Source organism: Cupriavidus sp. 2SB, from assembly GCF_005503625.1.
In the GTDB taxonomy this organism is placed as follows: domain Bacteria; phylum Pseudomonadota; class Gammaproteobacteria; order Burkholderiales; family Burkholderiaceae; genus Cupriavidus.
The window spans coordinates 49,403-63,244 of record NZ_SCMX01000007.1 but is presented as its reverse complement, the minus strand read 5'-3'; the positions used below and the strand labels follow the sequence as shown (position 1 = coordinate 63,244).

The window sequence follows — 13,842 nt, the reverse complement described above, 5'->3', positions numbered from 1 at the left end:
CGCCTGCTCCTGTAAGGGTTGTTCTTGCAGGGAGGAGATGCTCGACATGAGTGCGTAGATTGACTGGCCCTCAAGGGGTTCTAGAGGAGGGAAAAAAGAAAATGCCCCTCAACCGTTGTGGTGAGGGGCACTCCAGGTTTGGAATTAGCGGATATCAGCCGCAGATCCGCTTGAGGCCTCTGTCGACCAGGTCTCCATCATAACTGATGACGACCTCAACGTTTTTGCAGGAGGCCTCTACCGCCCCTAGCGTCCTTGCGGTAATGAGGTAACCGTTCTCGTCCACTTGCGCAGACTGGCCGTAGAAGATCGCGTTCCGAACCACTGCAGCCAAAACTCGCTGGCTGCCCTGATCGTCGGCCCAACTTGGCGCCACGGTATTACGGGCCTGGACTCTACCGCTGCACACCCGAAAATGCTGATAGTGCTTTCCCGAGCGCACCGCCACGGAGTCACAGTCCCCGAACCGACCGACATAGATGATCTCGGCGTCGCGTCCGTTGATGGTCGCGACCGTCGTCTGGCGAGTCTGCGCAACCATGCCTACGGTTTCGTCGATCGACGCTCCGAATGCCTGGCCGCACAGAAGTACTCCTGCAAGCTGAACTGCCAGAATCAGAATCTTCCTCACGATGGTGCTCCACGTTGTCTTGGTACAAGGTAATGGCAATCAGCCGTGATCAAATGTCACTTGTATCTTTGGTCAAGTTCACGGCACGCAAAGCACGAACCTTGAAGAAAGAAGCCACCGTATCGAGAGGATACGGTGGCCATCAGGTAGTTAGGTCTGACCTACGCCAGCCAACTCAGACCCGCGCAACTGGTCAACCAGAGTGCAAAACGCCTCCTTGTTACCGCGAAAGAACGCGCGAACGACATCAACTTTGTCGCCAAAGCCGGCCGAGACATTGCCACCAGAAACCGTAAAGGATACGGGATACCCCGCCCCATCGCGGTTTACGCGCAATACGCCCAACTTCAGTATGGATCGCCCTTTGGCCCACCGAAGAAGTTCGCCAACGACCCGACGCTGCAGTTCTTCCTGCGCCGCGGTCGCTCGCTGCCGAGCGGCAAAGGTGTTCTCCCCGGCCAGCAGGCCTTCCGCGTAGCGGCGGGCGCTGTCAGCTCGACGAAGCAACTCGCTCGCTTCGCCGGCACGTCGGACAGAGGCGTCGATACGCTGGGATACCCGCTTCGTCATTTTCGTGAACCCGACCCCCATGGGGAACGCGTTTCCCTTCCTCATGGGGTCCGACGCTAGGCGCAACAGCCGCGTCGCTCGCCTGGTCAGATCATCGCACTTGGCCATTGCCGTCCTGATCTCGTCAGCATCGACTGAGTTCAGGACAACGCCGGCTGACATGGCCGCACGGATGCTCGCGTCAACTGCTGAGTCGCCCAGCGCCAGGGGCGCCAGTTCCGCCACATAGGCAGGCGATGCAGCGACGGCCGTCGGCGTCGAAGCACGAGGCTGGGACAGCGTGCTGATGATCGGGACTGCGCGGGCCTTCGGCAAGTACTTTTGGTACTCGGCCAACGCCACATAGGCAGCCTCCTCAAAGTGCACGCCCTGGACGGAGTTCCCCCGCACGACGATCCGATCCACCGCGCCGCCTTCAATGAACACGATGGCCACACCCTCAAAACTGGCGGGATCGGCACCCAGCACGACTGCTCTGATTACTGCGCCCCCTTCCAGCAGGGCCACGCCGTCCATACTCAACTGGTGCCAAACCGCTTTGGGCTCAGAGAAGCTCAAAGCGTTGCCACGGCCCTCCAGCCGTTCGACCTGTGACAGTCGTTCCTGCAGCCAGCCCGGCAGGGCCGGCAGTACTCCGCACACACTGACTTCCGAAACTGTTTCCATGAGTTCTCTCCTGTGAGGTTGTCTATCAGGCCTGAGATGCGGCACACGAAGGTGTACAGCGGCTTTGGGGATACCGTTCAAGGCAAGAAGCAAGACACGGAAGCACGCCAACACCCCAAAAAGAAACGACCACCTCTAGAGGTGGTCGTGAGGGTTGCAGTTCAGCTATCGTTTCCAGTATGGGCGGAGATCGAGATCCGTCCATATCGGCTTCAGACAGCATGCGCACCTGGGAACTCCGTCCTGTGCTTGCATTTCCAGACTTGTGGCAGCGTCCGCGCAGACCTTGGCCATGGCCAGTGCCGCGGGATTGCCACCTTCATTGGCACTCTTCTGCCTGTACAGCTCCTCTTGTTCCCGCCAACCTTGCGCTGCGTTGGTCAGGCCGTCTCGTACCGTTGGATGCAGCTCCATTGCATTACTCCATGGAATCCGCGGTGACAGGCGTCACGCCGGCGCCGCGGGCGGTGTCCGCGAGCAGCTTTTGTCGACCTGGTGCATTTGCCGGCATGACTGCCAGGCCCGGGGCACTCGCGTGCGTAATCAGCTCCTTCTTCGCTTGGAGGTTCAAACTATCCCCCCGGAACACGATCACCTCACCGACCTCGATGCGATGGCTCGCACAGTTCGCGAGAAACTGAATGGCCATCATCCGCGCGCAGATCGGGTCGACGTCGCACCCGTGGAAGCTCCACTGCCGCAGAGCCGCACCGCCTTCTTTCTCGAGGACCGCACTCGCTGCAGCGAGCATCAGCACCCCGCTGCCACAGGTCGGATCACAGGTTGCGATAAGCCTGCCGCTTGTGTCCTCCTGGGGACCGGGTGGAATGGTCAAATGAGCCATCAGCTTTGCAAGGTTCCACGGCGTGAAGAACTGCCCGAGCTGCTGCTTACCACCTCGGCTCGAAAGCTCCTGGTAGAGCGGGCCGAGGAGATCGAGGAACGGCTCTTCTTCTGCAACCGCCGTATCGTAGGCCGATATCGCGTTGGTGATCTTGCCGCGAACAACTTCTGGAACCGGGTCCCACGCAGGGAAGCCCCAGATAACCATGATTTCGCTCAGCATGAACCTCAGCATTTCTGCCATTCGGTGGCGATAGCCGTCATCGAGCTCGTCCGCGATCGCTTTTACAGATTTGGAAGCTCGTCGAGATACAACTCCAGCCATAGGATCATCTCCCGTTGTCATTGACGACTGGGAGATGACGAACCGGTGCAAATAAGAATGCCGCCCCAGATGGATGTGGGACGGCACGGACGGTTGAATGGGGATGGGCTTATGCCGCGATTACCCCGGGGCGAGCTGCCTGTTCAAGAGCGGCCGGAGCGATACCGCTGCGCATGTCCAGTTCGATCCGAAGAACCGCGAAGAAATCCCGTGGCGAGCGATAGCAGCGCACTTCGTGCGTTGTTCATTCTGTTGGTTCTCCTGTCTGAGGAAGCCATTGGATTGATCGGACATGGAGATATGCGCCACACCCATTGGCAGGCGCTGTCTTTCCTCGCTTCAACAGCCGATAGAAAAAAAGCCATCCGAATTAGTCGGATGGCCTTGACGCTTGTTTTCAGGGAGACGCTCGATCTCAATTGCACCGAGAGGTCTGGCGCCGCCACTAGAGACGGCACAGGATCATGGTGCGCCCATGGCCACGGATCTCGATACGCCCGTTGAGCCGGGTTCGCACGACGCGCTCCCTGCCGAGCTGCTTCCGGTTCGCGCGAAGGATAAATGCCGCGTCCTTCCTGGGTATGCTGTTTGCGGTGGATTCATCCGCCCATCGTTGAATGATGATCGGCTTGCGCTGCAGTACCTGTGTTCCAACCATAGCTTGTTCTCCTTGATTTGCCTTGGTCGCCGGGCCGGCTGCCCAATCAGCTTGGCCCTCAAGTTATGCGGCACATTTCTCTGGAAGGGACAAAAGCACCGCGCAGGGATCAGTCAGCGATCCCGGGGCAAATACCGGTTTGCCATCCTCAAGTGGGCGAATGCTTCGTGCTGCGCCAAGTACTCAAGCCCGACCAGCGAGTAATATGCCTCGTCGACCTCCGCCACTTCGAGCCCGAGCGACATAACTTCGCTGCCGTCGGCGGCGAAGACCGTCGTACCGCCCGTGCCGTCGTCCTTGTTGAAGCGGCGACCGCGGAAGAAGCTGGCAAGGATCGTTGGCATGCCAGGTTGTTCAAATAGCGCGTAGCTGGTCCAAGTATCGACCTGGCTAGCCTGTGCGGCCGGCTCCTCCGGATCACAAGCATTGAAGATTCGGTCCAGGTCGCTCCAGACGTAAAGCCGGACAGTGCCCGCCTCCCGATTTCCCTCCGGCGCCCGGCCATTCCACCAGTCGCAGAGCTGCCGGACAGCGGGGTGAGCCTCGTAGTCTTGCTTGTCGCGAGCTCTCAAACGGCTCCCATGAAGCCGTTCGATGGCGGCGTCAATCACCTGGTAGGAGCCAGCAAGAGTCTGGTTTGCACGCACAGAATCTAGACCGCGTCGTGATGCGCACTTGGCGGCCGAAACGCGGGTGCCATGGAAATCTGCAACGCTTTCGAGGGTTAGTCCCGTCAGGTGCCTGTTTGGATGACTCGGATTGCTCCAGATCCCCCACAGCCATTCGTTGCCTCGGTACACACTCACGAATTTCTGGCCGGCCGAAGATTCCGAGCTCGATGTGATCGCTTCGTCGAGCGAGGCGGCGTCGATACTTGATTCCATCCTCCACGTTCCGTACGTCTCGTTCTGGTCGAGCCTGCGCAGAATCTCGATGCCCCTTTCGACCTCGTCCAACTCAGCGAACTTGCCCGCGAACATAACGTGGGACGAGGAGCGCATCTCGCGCATGACAACGCCGGTAACGCCGCCGTTTGGCAGCTCAAGCAAAACGAGTTCTGGGATACCCGCAAATGCTTCTTCAACGCCCGACAGAGCTTGTGTTTCCTGCATAGAGTTCTCCGATTGACAGCGACGAAGATAGGAAGTTAAAAAGCGGTGAGTGGCCAATGCGCCTTGCCCCACATCATATCGACCTTAATGCGTGAGGTACCAACCTAAATGCCGCGCCGAAAAATATCACAGATTTTATTATGATTTTTGCTCAAGCAAAGTACATTGATTTTCCCAATACTCCGTGCACGGACAATATTGCTGTGCATTAATACGAATATTGCCGTTGCCTGGTCCTGCGCCGTTGGCCAACTTGAACTCAATCACATTGGTGCCGTTTCGGAGATATGGCTTCAAATCAACGTTCTCCGCAATCTCAAAGTTGTTTGCTCGCTCAACGCCATATACTCCACCCGCCCCAAGATCGATAGTCCCGTCGGGATATTTCATGTTGGTGTCGTCGTTTACATAGTAGCCAAGTTCAAACTTATCGGCATACTGAGCTTGTGGGGGTGTTCCGTTGTTCGCTCGGACGCCGACCTTCTGCCCGTTGATCGCAATCCAGATCCAATTGTCGACGTAGGTGTACTCCCAGAGAAAGGTTTTAACCTCGCTAACATTTCGAATGTTGAAGGCGAACGTGGAGGACTCTACCCAATACTGCGTCTGATAGTTGTGGGTGATCCACAAGTAAGGCGCCTCGTAACGGATGTTCGCATTACCTGTCGTCGCCGAAACCGTCAACGGCAAAATGCCACCGGTGTCGCAATAACCCGCGCCGCATTGAACTATCAGGACCTTGTCGCAGGTGGTCAGGTATGTCGAGTTCTTCGTAATGTTGCACTGGTAGTTGGACTTCGCATCGACTTCGACCACCTGACCCATCGTGCATTGCTTGTCCTCGGTCACGAGGTACTCGTTGCAGACTTCCGTCTCGTGCTGCGCCGGCGTGGTGGTGGTCTTCGGGACGCAACCACTGTCCGTGACATTGCCTGGCTTGGCATTGTTGATCGTATCCCCGATACCCTTGATGATCGGGTCATTCGGATTCACCGGGATCTTGACCCGATCCTGGGGATTCTTCGCCAGGAAGTTCACCGCGTCGCATTCCTGATTGGCGACCGAGTCCGGGCCGTGTTCAGCCGTTTTGCAGGTGGTGATCCGCCCTACCCCCAGGCTGAACAGTGACGGCCCGCCAAACCCACCTGCCTGCGGGGGATTGTTGTTGTAGAACGGCAGGTCCTTTGCATTCTGCGGATTCACCTTCTCGTTCAACCCGCCCAGTTGCCCCTTGCCGAAGGCCAACCCATCCGAGTGAGGGTCCGCGCCCGCTGTACCTGAAGCAAGCAGGAGTATCGCGGCGCCGGCGCCGGCCAGCATCCGGATAGCGTTCATTTTGTACGTCATTGCGTATGCATACCCGTTATGTGTTTATCGGATACTAATTGTATGCGGCCTGACATTCAACCGCTATGAGTTCTTCGGCCTGACGGCTCGCGTTCGGAACCCAGTGAGCGTTGGAGCCAGGCAACGCCCGGTCCCAAGAATGCAAAAAACCGTCGGCATCTCTGATGCCGACGGACGATGGGTTAAACAGATTCGCTTGGTGCGTACTTCTTACCACGGTAGAACTTGCACACGGGGGCGTTGTCAGCGTCGACGACCCAGAAGGGATTCGGGTACCTTTCATCCTCACCCAACCGTTCAGAGAGCGATTTCGCCGCAGCCGTTGCTGCTCCCAAAGAAGTGGCCGGCCACCAGCATGGTGTGAAGCCGACGGTGGTGGTATCAACGGTGTATGCAGATAGGATCATGGGGTCATCTCCAAGGGGCTCGGCACCGGCAGTGGCGCCTTTGAGAAAAAGCACGCCTTCGCACGATGCGTTGGCTTGGCTCTACCGTTATGTCGCACACTCAACGATTAACACGTATAGATACGAAACGGGTATCAGTCGGATATAATCGGGTCCAACGCTCGGGCCCACCGGGCCACCAACTACCTATTGACTCATGCAGACCGCGTTCCTACTCTTCCTCGCCGCGTACATCATGTGGCACTTGCTGGTCGTGCTGCTGGGTATCCACGAGTACGGCCATCTCCTGGCCATGAAGAGGGTCGGCATTCGCCCCGACAAAGTTGTAATTGGTGGCGTGAAGCTGTTCACAATCACCATCAAGAAGGTTCCGATCGAGTTCGGCCTTGTACCCCTGTGGGCCTTTGTGGCGAGCAAACACTATGAGCAGTCGTCCTCCGACAAGCGCGCGATCGTCGCTGCGGCTGGCCCGGCGATGTCCCTGGTAACCGGTATCGCGTTCTTTCTTGTCGACGCCATATACCCGCTATGGCTGGTGGGGCTCTGCGCCAAGGGTTCTTTCGTTCTCCTAGCTACAAACCTGATCCCGCTGCCGCCCCTGGACGGATGGACCATCATTGAGCATTTCATCGTACGACGCGGGATCAAAATCAGCCCAAAAAGCCGGCAGTACCTCTTGTGCGCCGGCTTTTTGGCGATCGCGCTAGTAGCCCTGCTGGTGTAGTCGCACCAGTCATTGTGCCCAGATTCCAGCGCGGGCAACGATTCTTAGTTCTCCAATGAAGCCACCTGGTCCTGCTTGAAGAGGCCCTTTCCTCTTCGGGCAGCTTCCTCGCGGATGTGCCCCGCGTTGGCCCGCAGTGACTCCAGCATCTGATTTGCGGTCGCTTTGTCGCAACCGTGCTGCAGGAGAAAACTGACAGCGTGAACCGCTCCTTGTTGCACTAAGTCCTGAGCGGTCAGCATTTCATCGGGCATCTCCCGATACTGGGCGGAATCGAGCACGCCGGCATTCTCAATCGTGCACTCGGGGCGATCGCCATCAAGATGCGGAGCCAAGGCATGGCGCAAACCCTCACGATGCAGAGACGCGTCCGCCATCAGAGACTGGTAGTCGGGGTACCCTTCAGCGTCTGCGTATAGATCGACCGTTGTGCAGAAATGACGGGTCGCACAGTGTCTGAAGCCGTACAGGCTTACCATGGCGGCGGCGATGCCAAGGTTTGACACAATTGCCGCGCTCCCGAACCACTCTGACGCCTTGAACCAGCAGTACAGCGCCACCCGCTTACCGTCGACGTCACCCGTCGGGTGCTCAACATAGACGTCTTGGTTTCCGATGTCATACGTGTGCGTGATCCGATAGATCCTCGCTTCCTCGCGTCGCAGGTCTTCTTCGATGTCCTTGAAGTCCTCAGCCCCGAGCACCTGGCCATCCTCAGGTGAGCCCTCGTTGATGGTAAAACCATGCTCCGACAGCGCCGCTGCAAGAGCCGACGCTGCCATCGAATCGGTGAATTGGCCGTAGGCGGGCCGCGTGGTCCCGCTCGTCCCGGCGAGCTCTGGCTGATGCTGTCCATCGAGATTAGCCATCATCTTCCTCACGATGTCCTCGAACGTTCCCTTTTCAATCTCCATTTCGCGTTTCCTTCCGTAGGTTTCGTGGCCGGCACGAGCTTCACGCTCGCTGTTGTTTCGCCGAGACAAGTGCATCCTGATCGACGCATGTGTATTATACCTACCTGTTATGTTTCGAAAAGTTGCCGTAAGGAATCGGCAAACGACCAGGATCAGAAATGTCGAACACTCCTTTGCGGACCCAGTCAATCATCCAGGTACAGGAGCGCGCCCTAGAGCTCGGCTGGTTCCACGACCTGGAAGTCAGCTTCTCCTACTGGCATGGTGGCAAGCTGCTGCTGGATGGTCCGAAGTTCCAATGGCCAAATGAGACTGTGCTGGAGGATGTTCGCGATGAAGGCCAACGACTTTGCCGTATCTACGACATCTCCAGCACCTCCTCGCTCGAGCTCTTGGCGTTCCGCGTGGACAGGGAGGTGCCGCGAGCCAAGTCGCCGTCAGACGGACATTGGCACTACCCAGAACGGGACCAAGGCCTGCCGCCAACCCTCCTGCGCAGTTGCCATCTCATCTGGTCGTCGAAGACCGGAGAGGCACCAACTCTTCGCGACTGGCATGTTCGAGAGGCATGCTTTGCCAAATATGTCCCTATCGTGGGCACATGCGTCGGGGCGGCGGACTTGCTCGGTCGCTTCTTTGTGCAGACGAATCCCCTCGCCCAGGACGCCATGCGGCGTGGGCTGGCCATTTTCGATGGCCAGGTGTCGCACCTCACCATAGACGAAGAGCCCTCCGGGCCAGGCGGACGGTTCATTCGGGTCGCCGGACAGATCTCAATCGCGACTGCGCCCGGTTCCCCTCGGACTTCCGATGCCGAACTCTTGGACACCGTCGCCCTGGCGGCGGCCATCAATGTTCGACCGACCAGCCGCGATCTGCACTGGGACACAACTCGACTGGACAAAGAGCAGCAGTCCTGGTCATGGCGTAATCCCTGAATCGATCGAACTCGCGTTGCCTGTGACTCATTTCAGGGTGCCGAGACAACCTTACAAGGACGAATCCCATGAACGAAGAAATGACGCTCGATAACCTCGAGGAGCTCACCGAATTGGCCCTCCGCCCGCATTGGGCAATCGGATTGGCTGAAGGCTACATGCAACGCGGAGCCCAACTCTGCACGCACGACGGCCGCAGGATGGGGAACGCGGTGGTTGCCGGGTTCGAGACGCGCGCTGAGAAGACTTTTGCGGTCGCTGTTACCGATGTCGGCACTGTCATGCGGTTGACCCAGGGCAAGCTCGCAGAGTGCTTCCATGAACCCAAGTGGCTGATGGACGTTGTCTCCCATGCCGGTGTGCAGCGTGCCCGCATCGCCGGAGAGACATTGCCTTAACCGACACGCGCCGCCCTACTTTCGTGGGGCGGCGTTTCATTTGGTGCCCGCGCCTTCTCCAGCCTGCCGCGGCTGACAGCAACAAAGGCCTCGCACACGAACTTACTCGTCGCTGTCCAGCATCACGAGGTTGCAAGACCAACCTCTATGGAGATCGAAATCATGAGCCAGACCAGCTACACCGCACGAAACAACCTTCAACTTGATCTTATTCCGGCAATCGTAAAGGGAAACCTGAAGAAAGGCATGGAGGCTGCCGGGGCCAGTTCCGGAGATTTGTGGACCATCGACCCCTTCGAGATCATCGTGGACGAGCGGTATAACGTTCGCGAGAAAAACAAGGCGTACTGGGACAAAGTCGCGAGCATTCAGCGGTCGATGATGAAGCCGCAGATTGGCTACATGCGTGACAGTCCGCTGTCCGTGATCGTGGCCAAACGGGACGGCAAAGATGTAGTCATCCTGAAGCGCGGTCACCGCCGCCTTGAGGCAGCGAAACGCGCCATCAACGCAGGGGCTACCTTCGATAAGGTTTATGCAGTCGCCACACAAAGGAACCTCACTGAGGTAGAAAGACTGGCAGACTTGCACCTCTCGAACAACGGCGACAAGATCTCAACTTACGAGCTCGCGAAACTGAGCAAGATGTTGTCGATGTATCTTCCGGATGCGAAGTCGATCGCGGAGGAGCTCGAGCTCGAGTCGGTTGGGTATGTGGAAGATCTGCTGCTGATGATTGAGGGCCCAGTCGCCATTACCAACTGGGTGCGGGAGGAAGTCATCACCGCGAACTTCGCGATCGATATGCTGAAGCAGCATGCTGACAAGGCGACTGAAGTCATTCAGCAAGCAATCGATCGCGCCAAGGTAACGGGCAGCACGAAGGTATCCGCGAAGCACGCGCCTGGCGCCCTCCTCAAGAAAGCAGTCACAAAGGCGGCGCCCGAAATGCGAGTGGCCATCCACGACATCAAAGCTGATCCCGCTTTCGACAAACTTGCACCGGACACCAAGGCAAGAATCGACGCCATCTTCGAAGCACTGAAGAAGGCCGAGGACGAGGAGTCCCTCCTCAGCACCGCCGCCGCCGGCGCATCCAGCGACAATGGCGAGACGCCCACGACGAAAACTGCTGGGAAGCAGGAACCCGTTGCAGCTTAATCAACCATGGCCCGCAGTTCTTTCTGCGGGCCTCTTTCTTTTGTCCCGCAGGAAAAAAAGAACCCCGCGCTGTGCGCGGGGCGTCGTGTTCAAGAACCGTCGGCCAGGTAGAAGATGAAACCTTCGATTCGGTAGAGAGATGACCCGCACACTGGTGACCTGCTACCGCCGCAGTAAGCCAAAGATACGTCCCCAGAAACTGGGCCTGGAAATGCAAGTTGACCGCCATGCCCCATCTCTGCGATGTTCCATTGACATGCGAGCACCCTCGCTGCGGACTCGATAGTCGAATCGAGTCAAGCCTTCGCAGTGAAAGCACGCCGCAAGCCCCGTCAGGCGATAGACGTCCGGGAGAAGGTTGACCACGCGGCCTCTCTGCAGCCTAGTGACCAGCGGCTTCCCGCACCCCTCGCACGAGATACGGATCTCGGGAAGTACGGCGCCGTCGGAGAATTGGATCGGCAGAGACGCGGACAATGCAGGCGTCTCTTCCCACTCGCTAGTTGAGTTGACTGCTTGTGGATTCACTGGTCGGGGATGCAATTTGCGTTGGCTGGTCTGCGCTCGCAAGCATAGCACCACCCTTTTCATCCCAGCCACGTAGCACAGCTTCTACGTAGACCGCCACCCATCCTGGCATTTGCCGCTTTCCTCGCTCCCATTCGCCATATGCCGCCAAGCGCCGGCCGAACTTCTTCGCCATATCCTCTTGCCGCAGGCCGAGCTTCTGCCGCAAGGCGGCCAGGTCGGGCGATGGCAGCGTATTCTGCGGCCTCACGATACCCTCGAACAACGCGGTTGCCAGTAGCAGAACAGGCTCCGGTGCGCCCTCATGTTCCCAGCGCGTCACCAGCGGCGTCGATACATGCAGCCAACTTGCGAGCGTCGATTGCGATATGCCTGCGGAAACGCGGAAGGCCGCCAGAGCAGTAACCTCGCGATCGCGACGACGGACGCCGTACTCTGCGGCCATGTCGTCCCGAAACCGTTGTGCGGCGTACAGCGATCCCTCCTTGCCATGATAGGCGGCGTCTCTGAAGTGGCGATTGGCGACATACTTCCCGCTTTTGAACAGACGCACACGCCAGCCGGCATCTGCTGGGTTGGCCGGACGTTCATCTCGGGAAATTCCTTGCATAGCTGGTTCGGCCAGCCTACGGGCTCCCGTTGCAGCTCGGTGCGTAGTTGCGGGCGGTTGCAGCGACACGCTGCCTGGATCGATCGTTCGCGATTGCATCTTCACTCGTTCTTCAAGAATTTGGACACCTAGCAGAGCTGAGCCGGTTACCAATCTCCTCCGGTTCCGCCATCGAACGTGGGCCCTCCACTTCCGCCGCCGCCATTTCCGCTCCCGTCATACCGTCCGCTGGATTCATCGCGGTTTTCCGCGCTTCTGACGGGGGAGGAGCCGCTCAACATGGCGCCGACCACCACACCGGTAAGGAAGCCGCCGCCCGACGATTCGCGTTGCGTTTCGGTGTTGTGCACTGCCGCTCGAGGCGCGATCGACTGCGCAATAGGTCGACTCGTCACCACCGCTGGCCCGACTCGGCGATGATCGCCAGGGCCCGCCACAGGGGGAGTAGTCACGACCCCGGTTTCCGCGGCCGTCTCTAAGCGTGAGGCCCTGGCCACGAGCGCCGGCATCACTCCCTCTATCGATGTGCCGTGCCGCCACTGAGACACTGTCCGCTCCACGTCTTCGCGCAGCCTCCAGATGGACTCGAGAATCAGATCCTTCTTGCCGGTTGGGTACGAAGCCGCCTTGCACACACCCTCCGCAGAGTCCAAACGCTTCAACAAGGCCTCCAGTTCATCGGGCAGCCGGGCTATGCTTCGTGGCCGATCGCTCGTCTGGACTCGGACGATCCCCATTAGGACGGCGACCACCATCAAAAGTGCCGCTGGAACGATGAGCCACAGCATGCGGCCCTCCCAGTCCTCAAGCACGGTCACCACTTGCGGCTGGCTGGCAGGCGTGTCGGTTGCCTGCAGCTGGGCAGCACTCGACGCGCCCTCTATGGCCGGTGTCTCGTGGGAGACGTCCGTGCCTTGCAAACTTGATGCGCCGGCGTCGAGCTTGCCTTCGACAAGCGCCTCCTCTCGGGTGACCATAGCCTCGAACAGCTTCGGCGATGATGCAAACTTGAGCGACGGATCAATTTCCTTCGCCCTGCGATACTCCGCTAGCGCCTCAGCGTGCCGGAACTGGTGTGCATAGACCTGGCCGAGTTGGTAGTGCGCTTTCGGCGATTCGCGCTCCCGCAGAACCTCCCCGAGAAGCGACTCAGCTTTGGACCAGTCCTCTGATCTCACTGCGCTGGCCACATCGGCTGGCGACGGCATCGCAAGTGCCACCGCGGACATCACCAGAAGAGTGACTGCCACGCAGAGGTGCTTCGCATTCGCCCTCACGTACGTGGCCCTCCTTTCTTGTCGGCACGCATAGACAAAATCGACTTGTTTGACGCTACGGCCTCGGCGTTATGGATCGCTTCCGGCGACAAACCATCAATGCGGCTAGTCCAGACCACGCCAGGCGTCTTGTTCCTGACCGACCAGAGATAGGCGTTGTCTAAGTCCCCCGATTTAAGGTAGAGATCGCCTAGCCCTTTGGCCGCGTACGTCGATCCAGCCAACCATGAGCGTTCGAAGAATGCTACGGCGACATCGCGATTTCTCAGCACGGACCTTCCTTCAGCCAGAAGCGATGCAGCATCATCCAACAGCGGAACGTCGCCAGGCTTTCCTTCAGCCTTCTTGGCCCGCTCGACAATCTGTGCAGCAACAGCTTCACGGCTGGCTTTCATCTCATAGGTCCGCACGTACCTCAGAAGTTGATCCGTTGCCAACACAGGCGCCAGCTCTGCAGCCCGCGCATCCAGTGCAACATACAGATCCCGTCGGTATGCACGAAAGGCTTCCCCGCAAATCCTCGGGAAGCCGCAGATGCTCGTGGTGTCAGGATCAGTCCTGCCCAACTCAGCCTCCAGAATTTCAATGGCCTTGTTTCCATCAGATTCGGCCTTTGCCCGATCGAAGACAGACACTTGTTCTACCGGCGCACTTTGGGTGCAGCCAGCGACCCCGACTGCGGCTAGAGCCAGCAATAGCATGCAGATCCAGCGGTGATAGTTCATCATTCACT

Annotated in this window: 14 protein-coding genes; 4 read left to right on the top strand and 10 right to left on the bottom strand. The window is 58.6% G+C overall.

Annotation, left to right across the window (positions count from 1 at the left end; translation table 11 throughout):
• Positions 1-154 precede the first annotated feature (154 nt).
• From FFS21_RS05105 to FFS21_RS05080, 6 genes are all read right to left on the bottom strand, one after another.
• Positions 155-631, bottom strand: a complete 477-nt coding sequence (locus tag FFS21_RS05105; protein ID WP_225934819.1) for a hypothetical protein — start codon at positions 629-631, stop codon at positions 155-157.
• Positions 632-781: 150 nt separating this feature from the next.
• On the bottom strand, positions 782-1,867 hold the full coding sequence (locus tag FFS21_RS05100) for a hypothetical protein (protein WP_225934818.1): 1,086 nt from the start codon (positions 1,865-1,867) through the stop codon (positions 782-784).
• A gap of 418 nt (positions 1,868-2,285) precedes the next feature.
• Positions 2,286-3,035 (bottom strand): N-6 DNA methylase, encoded by a 750-nt coding sequence (locus tag FFS21_RS05095; protein ID WP_225934817.1) that lies wholly within the window; start codon positions 3,033-3,035, stop codon positions 2,286-2,288.
• Between the two features lie 445 nt (positions 3,036-3,480).
• Positions 3,481-3,693: a hypothetical protein gene (locus FFS21_RS05090; protein WP_137923841.1), complete on the bottom strand. Its 213-nt coding sequence runs from the start codon at positions 3,691-3,693 to the stop codon at positions 3,481-3,483.
• A 113-nt stretch (positions 3,694-3,806) separates the two neighbouring features.
• A complete protein-coding gene (locus FFS21_RS05085) occupies positions 3,807-4,805 on the bottom strand; it encodes a hypothetical protein (protein ID WP_137923840.1) in 999 nt (332 codons plus the stop codon).
• 138 nt (positions 4,806-4,943) lie between these two features.
• A complete protein-coding gene (locus tag FFS21_RS05080) occupies positions 4,944-6,152 on the bottom strand; it encodes a hypothetical protein (RefSeq protein WP_212745216.1) in 1,209 nt (402 codons plus the stop codon).
• Between the two features lie 603 nt (positions 6,153-6,755).
• Here FFS21_RS05080 and FFS21_RS05070 point away from each other — a divergent pair.
• Positions 6,756-7,283: a site-2 protease family protein gene (locus tag FFS21_RS05070; protein ID WP_137923838.1), complete on the top strand. Its 528-nt coding sequence runs from the start codon at positions 6,756-6,758 to the stop codon at positions 7,281-7,283.
• Positions 7,284-7,327: 44 nt separating this feature from the next.
• Here the strand turns inward: FFS21_RS05070 and FFS21_RS32400 are convergent, their stop codons facing one another.
• Positions 7,328-8,197, bottom strand: a complete 870-nt coding sequence (locus FFS21_RS32400) for a hypothetical protein (RefSeq protein WP_225934816.1) — start codon at positions 8,195-8,197, stop codon at positions 7,328-7,330.
• A gap of 158 nt (positions 8,198-8,355) precedes the next feature.
• On the opposite strand from FFS21_RS32400, the gene FFS21_RS05060 reads away from it, so the two are divergent.
• From FFS21_RS05060 to FFS21_RS05050, 3 genes are all read left to right on the top strand, one after another.
• Entirely contained in the window at positions 8,356-9,135 is a 780-nt protein-coding gene (locus FFS21_RS05060; protein ID WP_137923837.1) for a hypothetical protein, read from the top strand.
• A 68-nt stretch (positions 9,136-9,203) separates the two neighbouring features.
• Positions 9,204-9,533, top strand: a complete 330-nt coding sequence (locus FFS21_RS05055; RefSeq protein WP_137923836.1) for a hypothetical protein — start codon at positions 9,204-9,206, stop codon at positions 9,531-9,533.
• A gap of 162 nt (positions 9,534-9,695) precedes the next feature.
• Positions 9,696-10,694, top strand: coding sequence for a hypothetical protein (locus tag FFS21_RS05050; protein WP_212745215.1), 999 nt, complete (start codon positions 9,696-9,698; stop codon positions 10,692-10,694).
• A 499-nt stretch (positions 10,695-11,193) separates the two neighbouring features.
• Here the strand turns inward: FFS21_RS05050 and FFS21_RS05045 are convergent, their stop codons facing one another.
• The 3 genes from FFS21_RS05045 to FFS21_RS05035 all read right to left on the bottom strand — a co-directional run bounded on the left by FFS21_RS05045 (position 11,194) and on the right by FFS21_RS05035 (position 13,837).
• The gene (locus tag FFS21_RS05045) at positions 11,194-11,832 is read right to left on the bottom strand and encodes a helix-turn-helix domain-containing protein (RefSeq protein ID WP_212745214.1); all 639 of its coding nucleotides are present in this window, start codon (positions 11,830-11,832) and stop codon (positions 11,194-11,196) included.
• A gap of 146 nt (positions 11,833-11,978) precedes the next feature.
• Positions 11,979-13,082: a tetratricopeptide repeat protein gene (locus FFS21_RS05040; RefSeq protein WP_137923835.1), complete on the bottom strand. Its 1,104-nt coding sequence runs from the start codon at positions 13,080-13,082 to the stop codon at positions 11,979-11,981.
• Between the two features lie 23 nt (positions 13,083-13,105).
• Positions 13,106-13,837: a hypothetical protein gene (locus FFS21_RS05035; protein ID WP_137923834.1), complete on the bottom strand. Its 732-nt coding sequence runs from the start codon at positions 13,835-13,837 to the stop codon at positions 13,106-13,108.
• Between the last annotated feature and the right edge of the window lie 5 nt (positions 13,838-13,842).

Coding starts and splice junctions, on each gene's coding strand:
- FFS21_RS05100 (WP_225934818.1), bottom strand. CDS start 1,867: ATGGAAACAGTTTCGGAAGTCAGTGTGTGCGGAGTACTGCCGGCCCTG.
- FFS21_RS05045 (WP_212745214.1), bottom strand. CDS start 11,832: ATGCAAGGAATTTCCCGAGATGAACGTCCGGCCAACCCAGCAGATGCC.
- FFS21_RS05085 (WP_137923840.1), bottom strand. CDS start 4,805: ATGCAGGAAACACAAGCTCTGTCGGGCGTTGAAGAAGCATTTGCGGGT.
- FFS21_RS05060 (WP_137923837.1), top strand. CDS start 8,356: ATGTCGAACACTCCTTTGCGGACCCAGTCAATCATCCAGGTACAGGAG.
- FFS21_RS05055 (WP_137923836.1), top strand. CDS start 9,204: ATGAACGAAGAAATGACGCTCGATAACCTCGAGGAGCTCACCGAATTG.
- FFS21_RS05035 (WP_137923834.1), bottom strand. CDS start 13,837: ATGATGAACTATCACCGCTGGATCTGCATGCTATTGCTGGCTCTAGCC.
- FFS21_RS05095 (WP_225934817.1), bottom strand. CDS start 3,035: ATGGCTGGAGTTGTATCTCGACGAGCTTCCAAATCTGTAAAAGCGATC.
- FFS21_RS05070 (WP_137923838.1), top strand. CDS start 6,756: ATGCAGACCGCGTTCCTACTCTTCCTCGCCGCGTACATCATGTGGCAC.
- FFS21_RS05050 (WP_212745215.1), top strand. CDS start 9,696: ATGAGCCAGACCAGCTACACCGCACGAAACAACCTTCAACTTGATCTT.
- FFS21_RS32400 (WP_225934816.1), bottom strand. CDS start 8,197: ATGGAGATTGAAAAGGGAACGTTCGAGGACATCGTGAGGAAGATGATG.
- FFS21_RS05090 (WP_137923841.1), bottom strand. CDS start 3,693: ATGGTTGGAACACAGGTACTGCAGCGCAAGCCGATCATCATTCAACGA.
- FFS21_RS05080 (WP_212745216.1), bottom strand. CDS start 6,152: ATGACGTACAAAATGAACGCTATCCGGATGCTGGCCGGCGCCGGCGCC.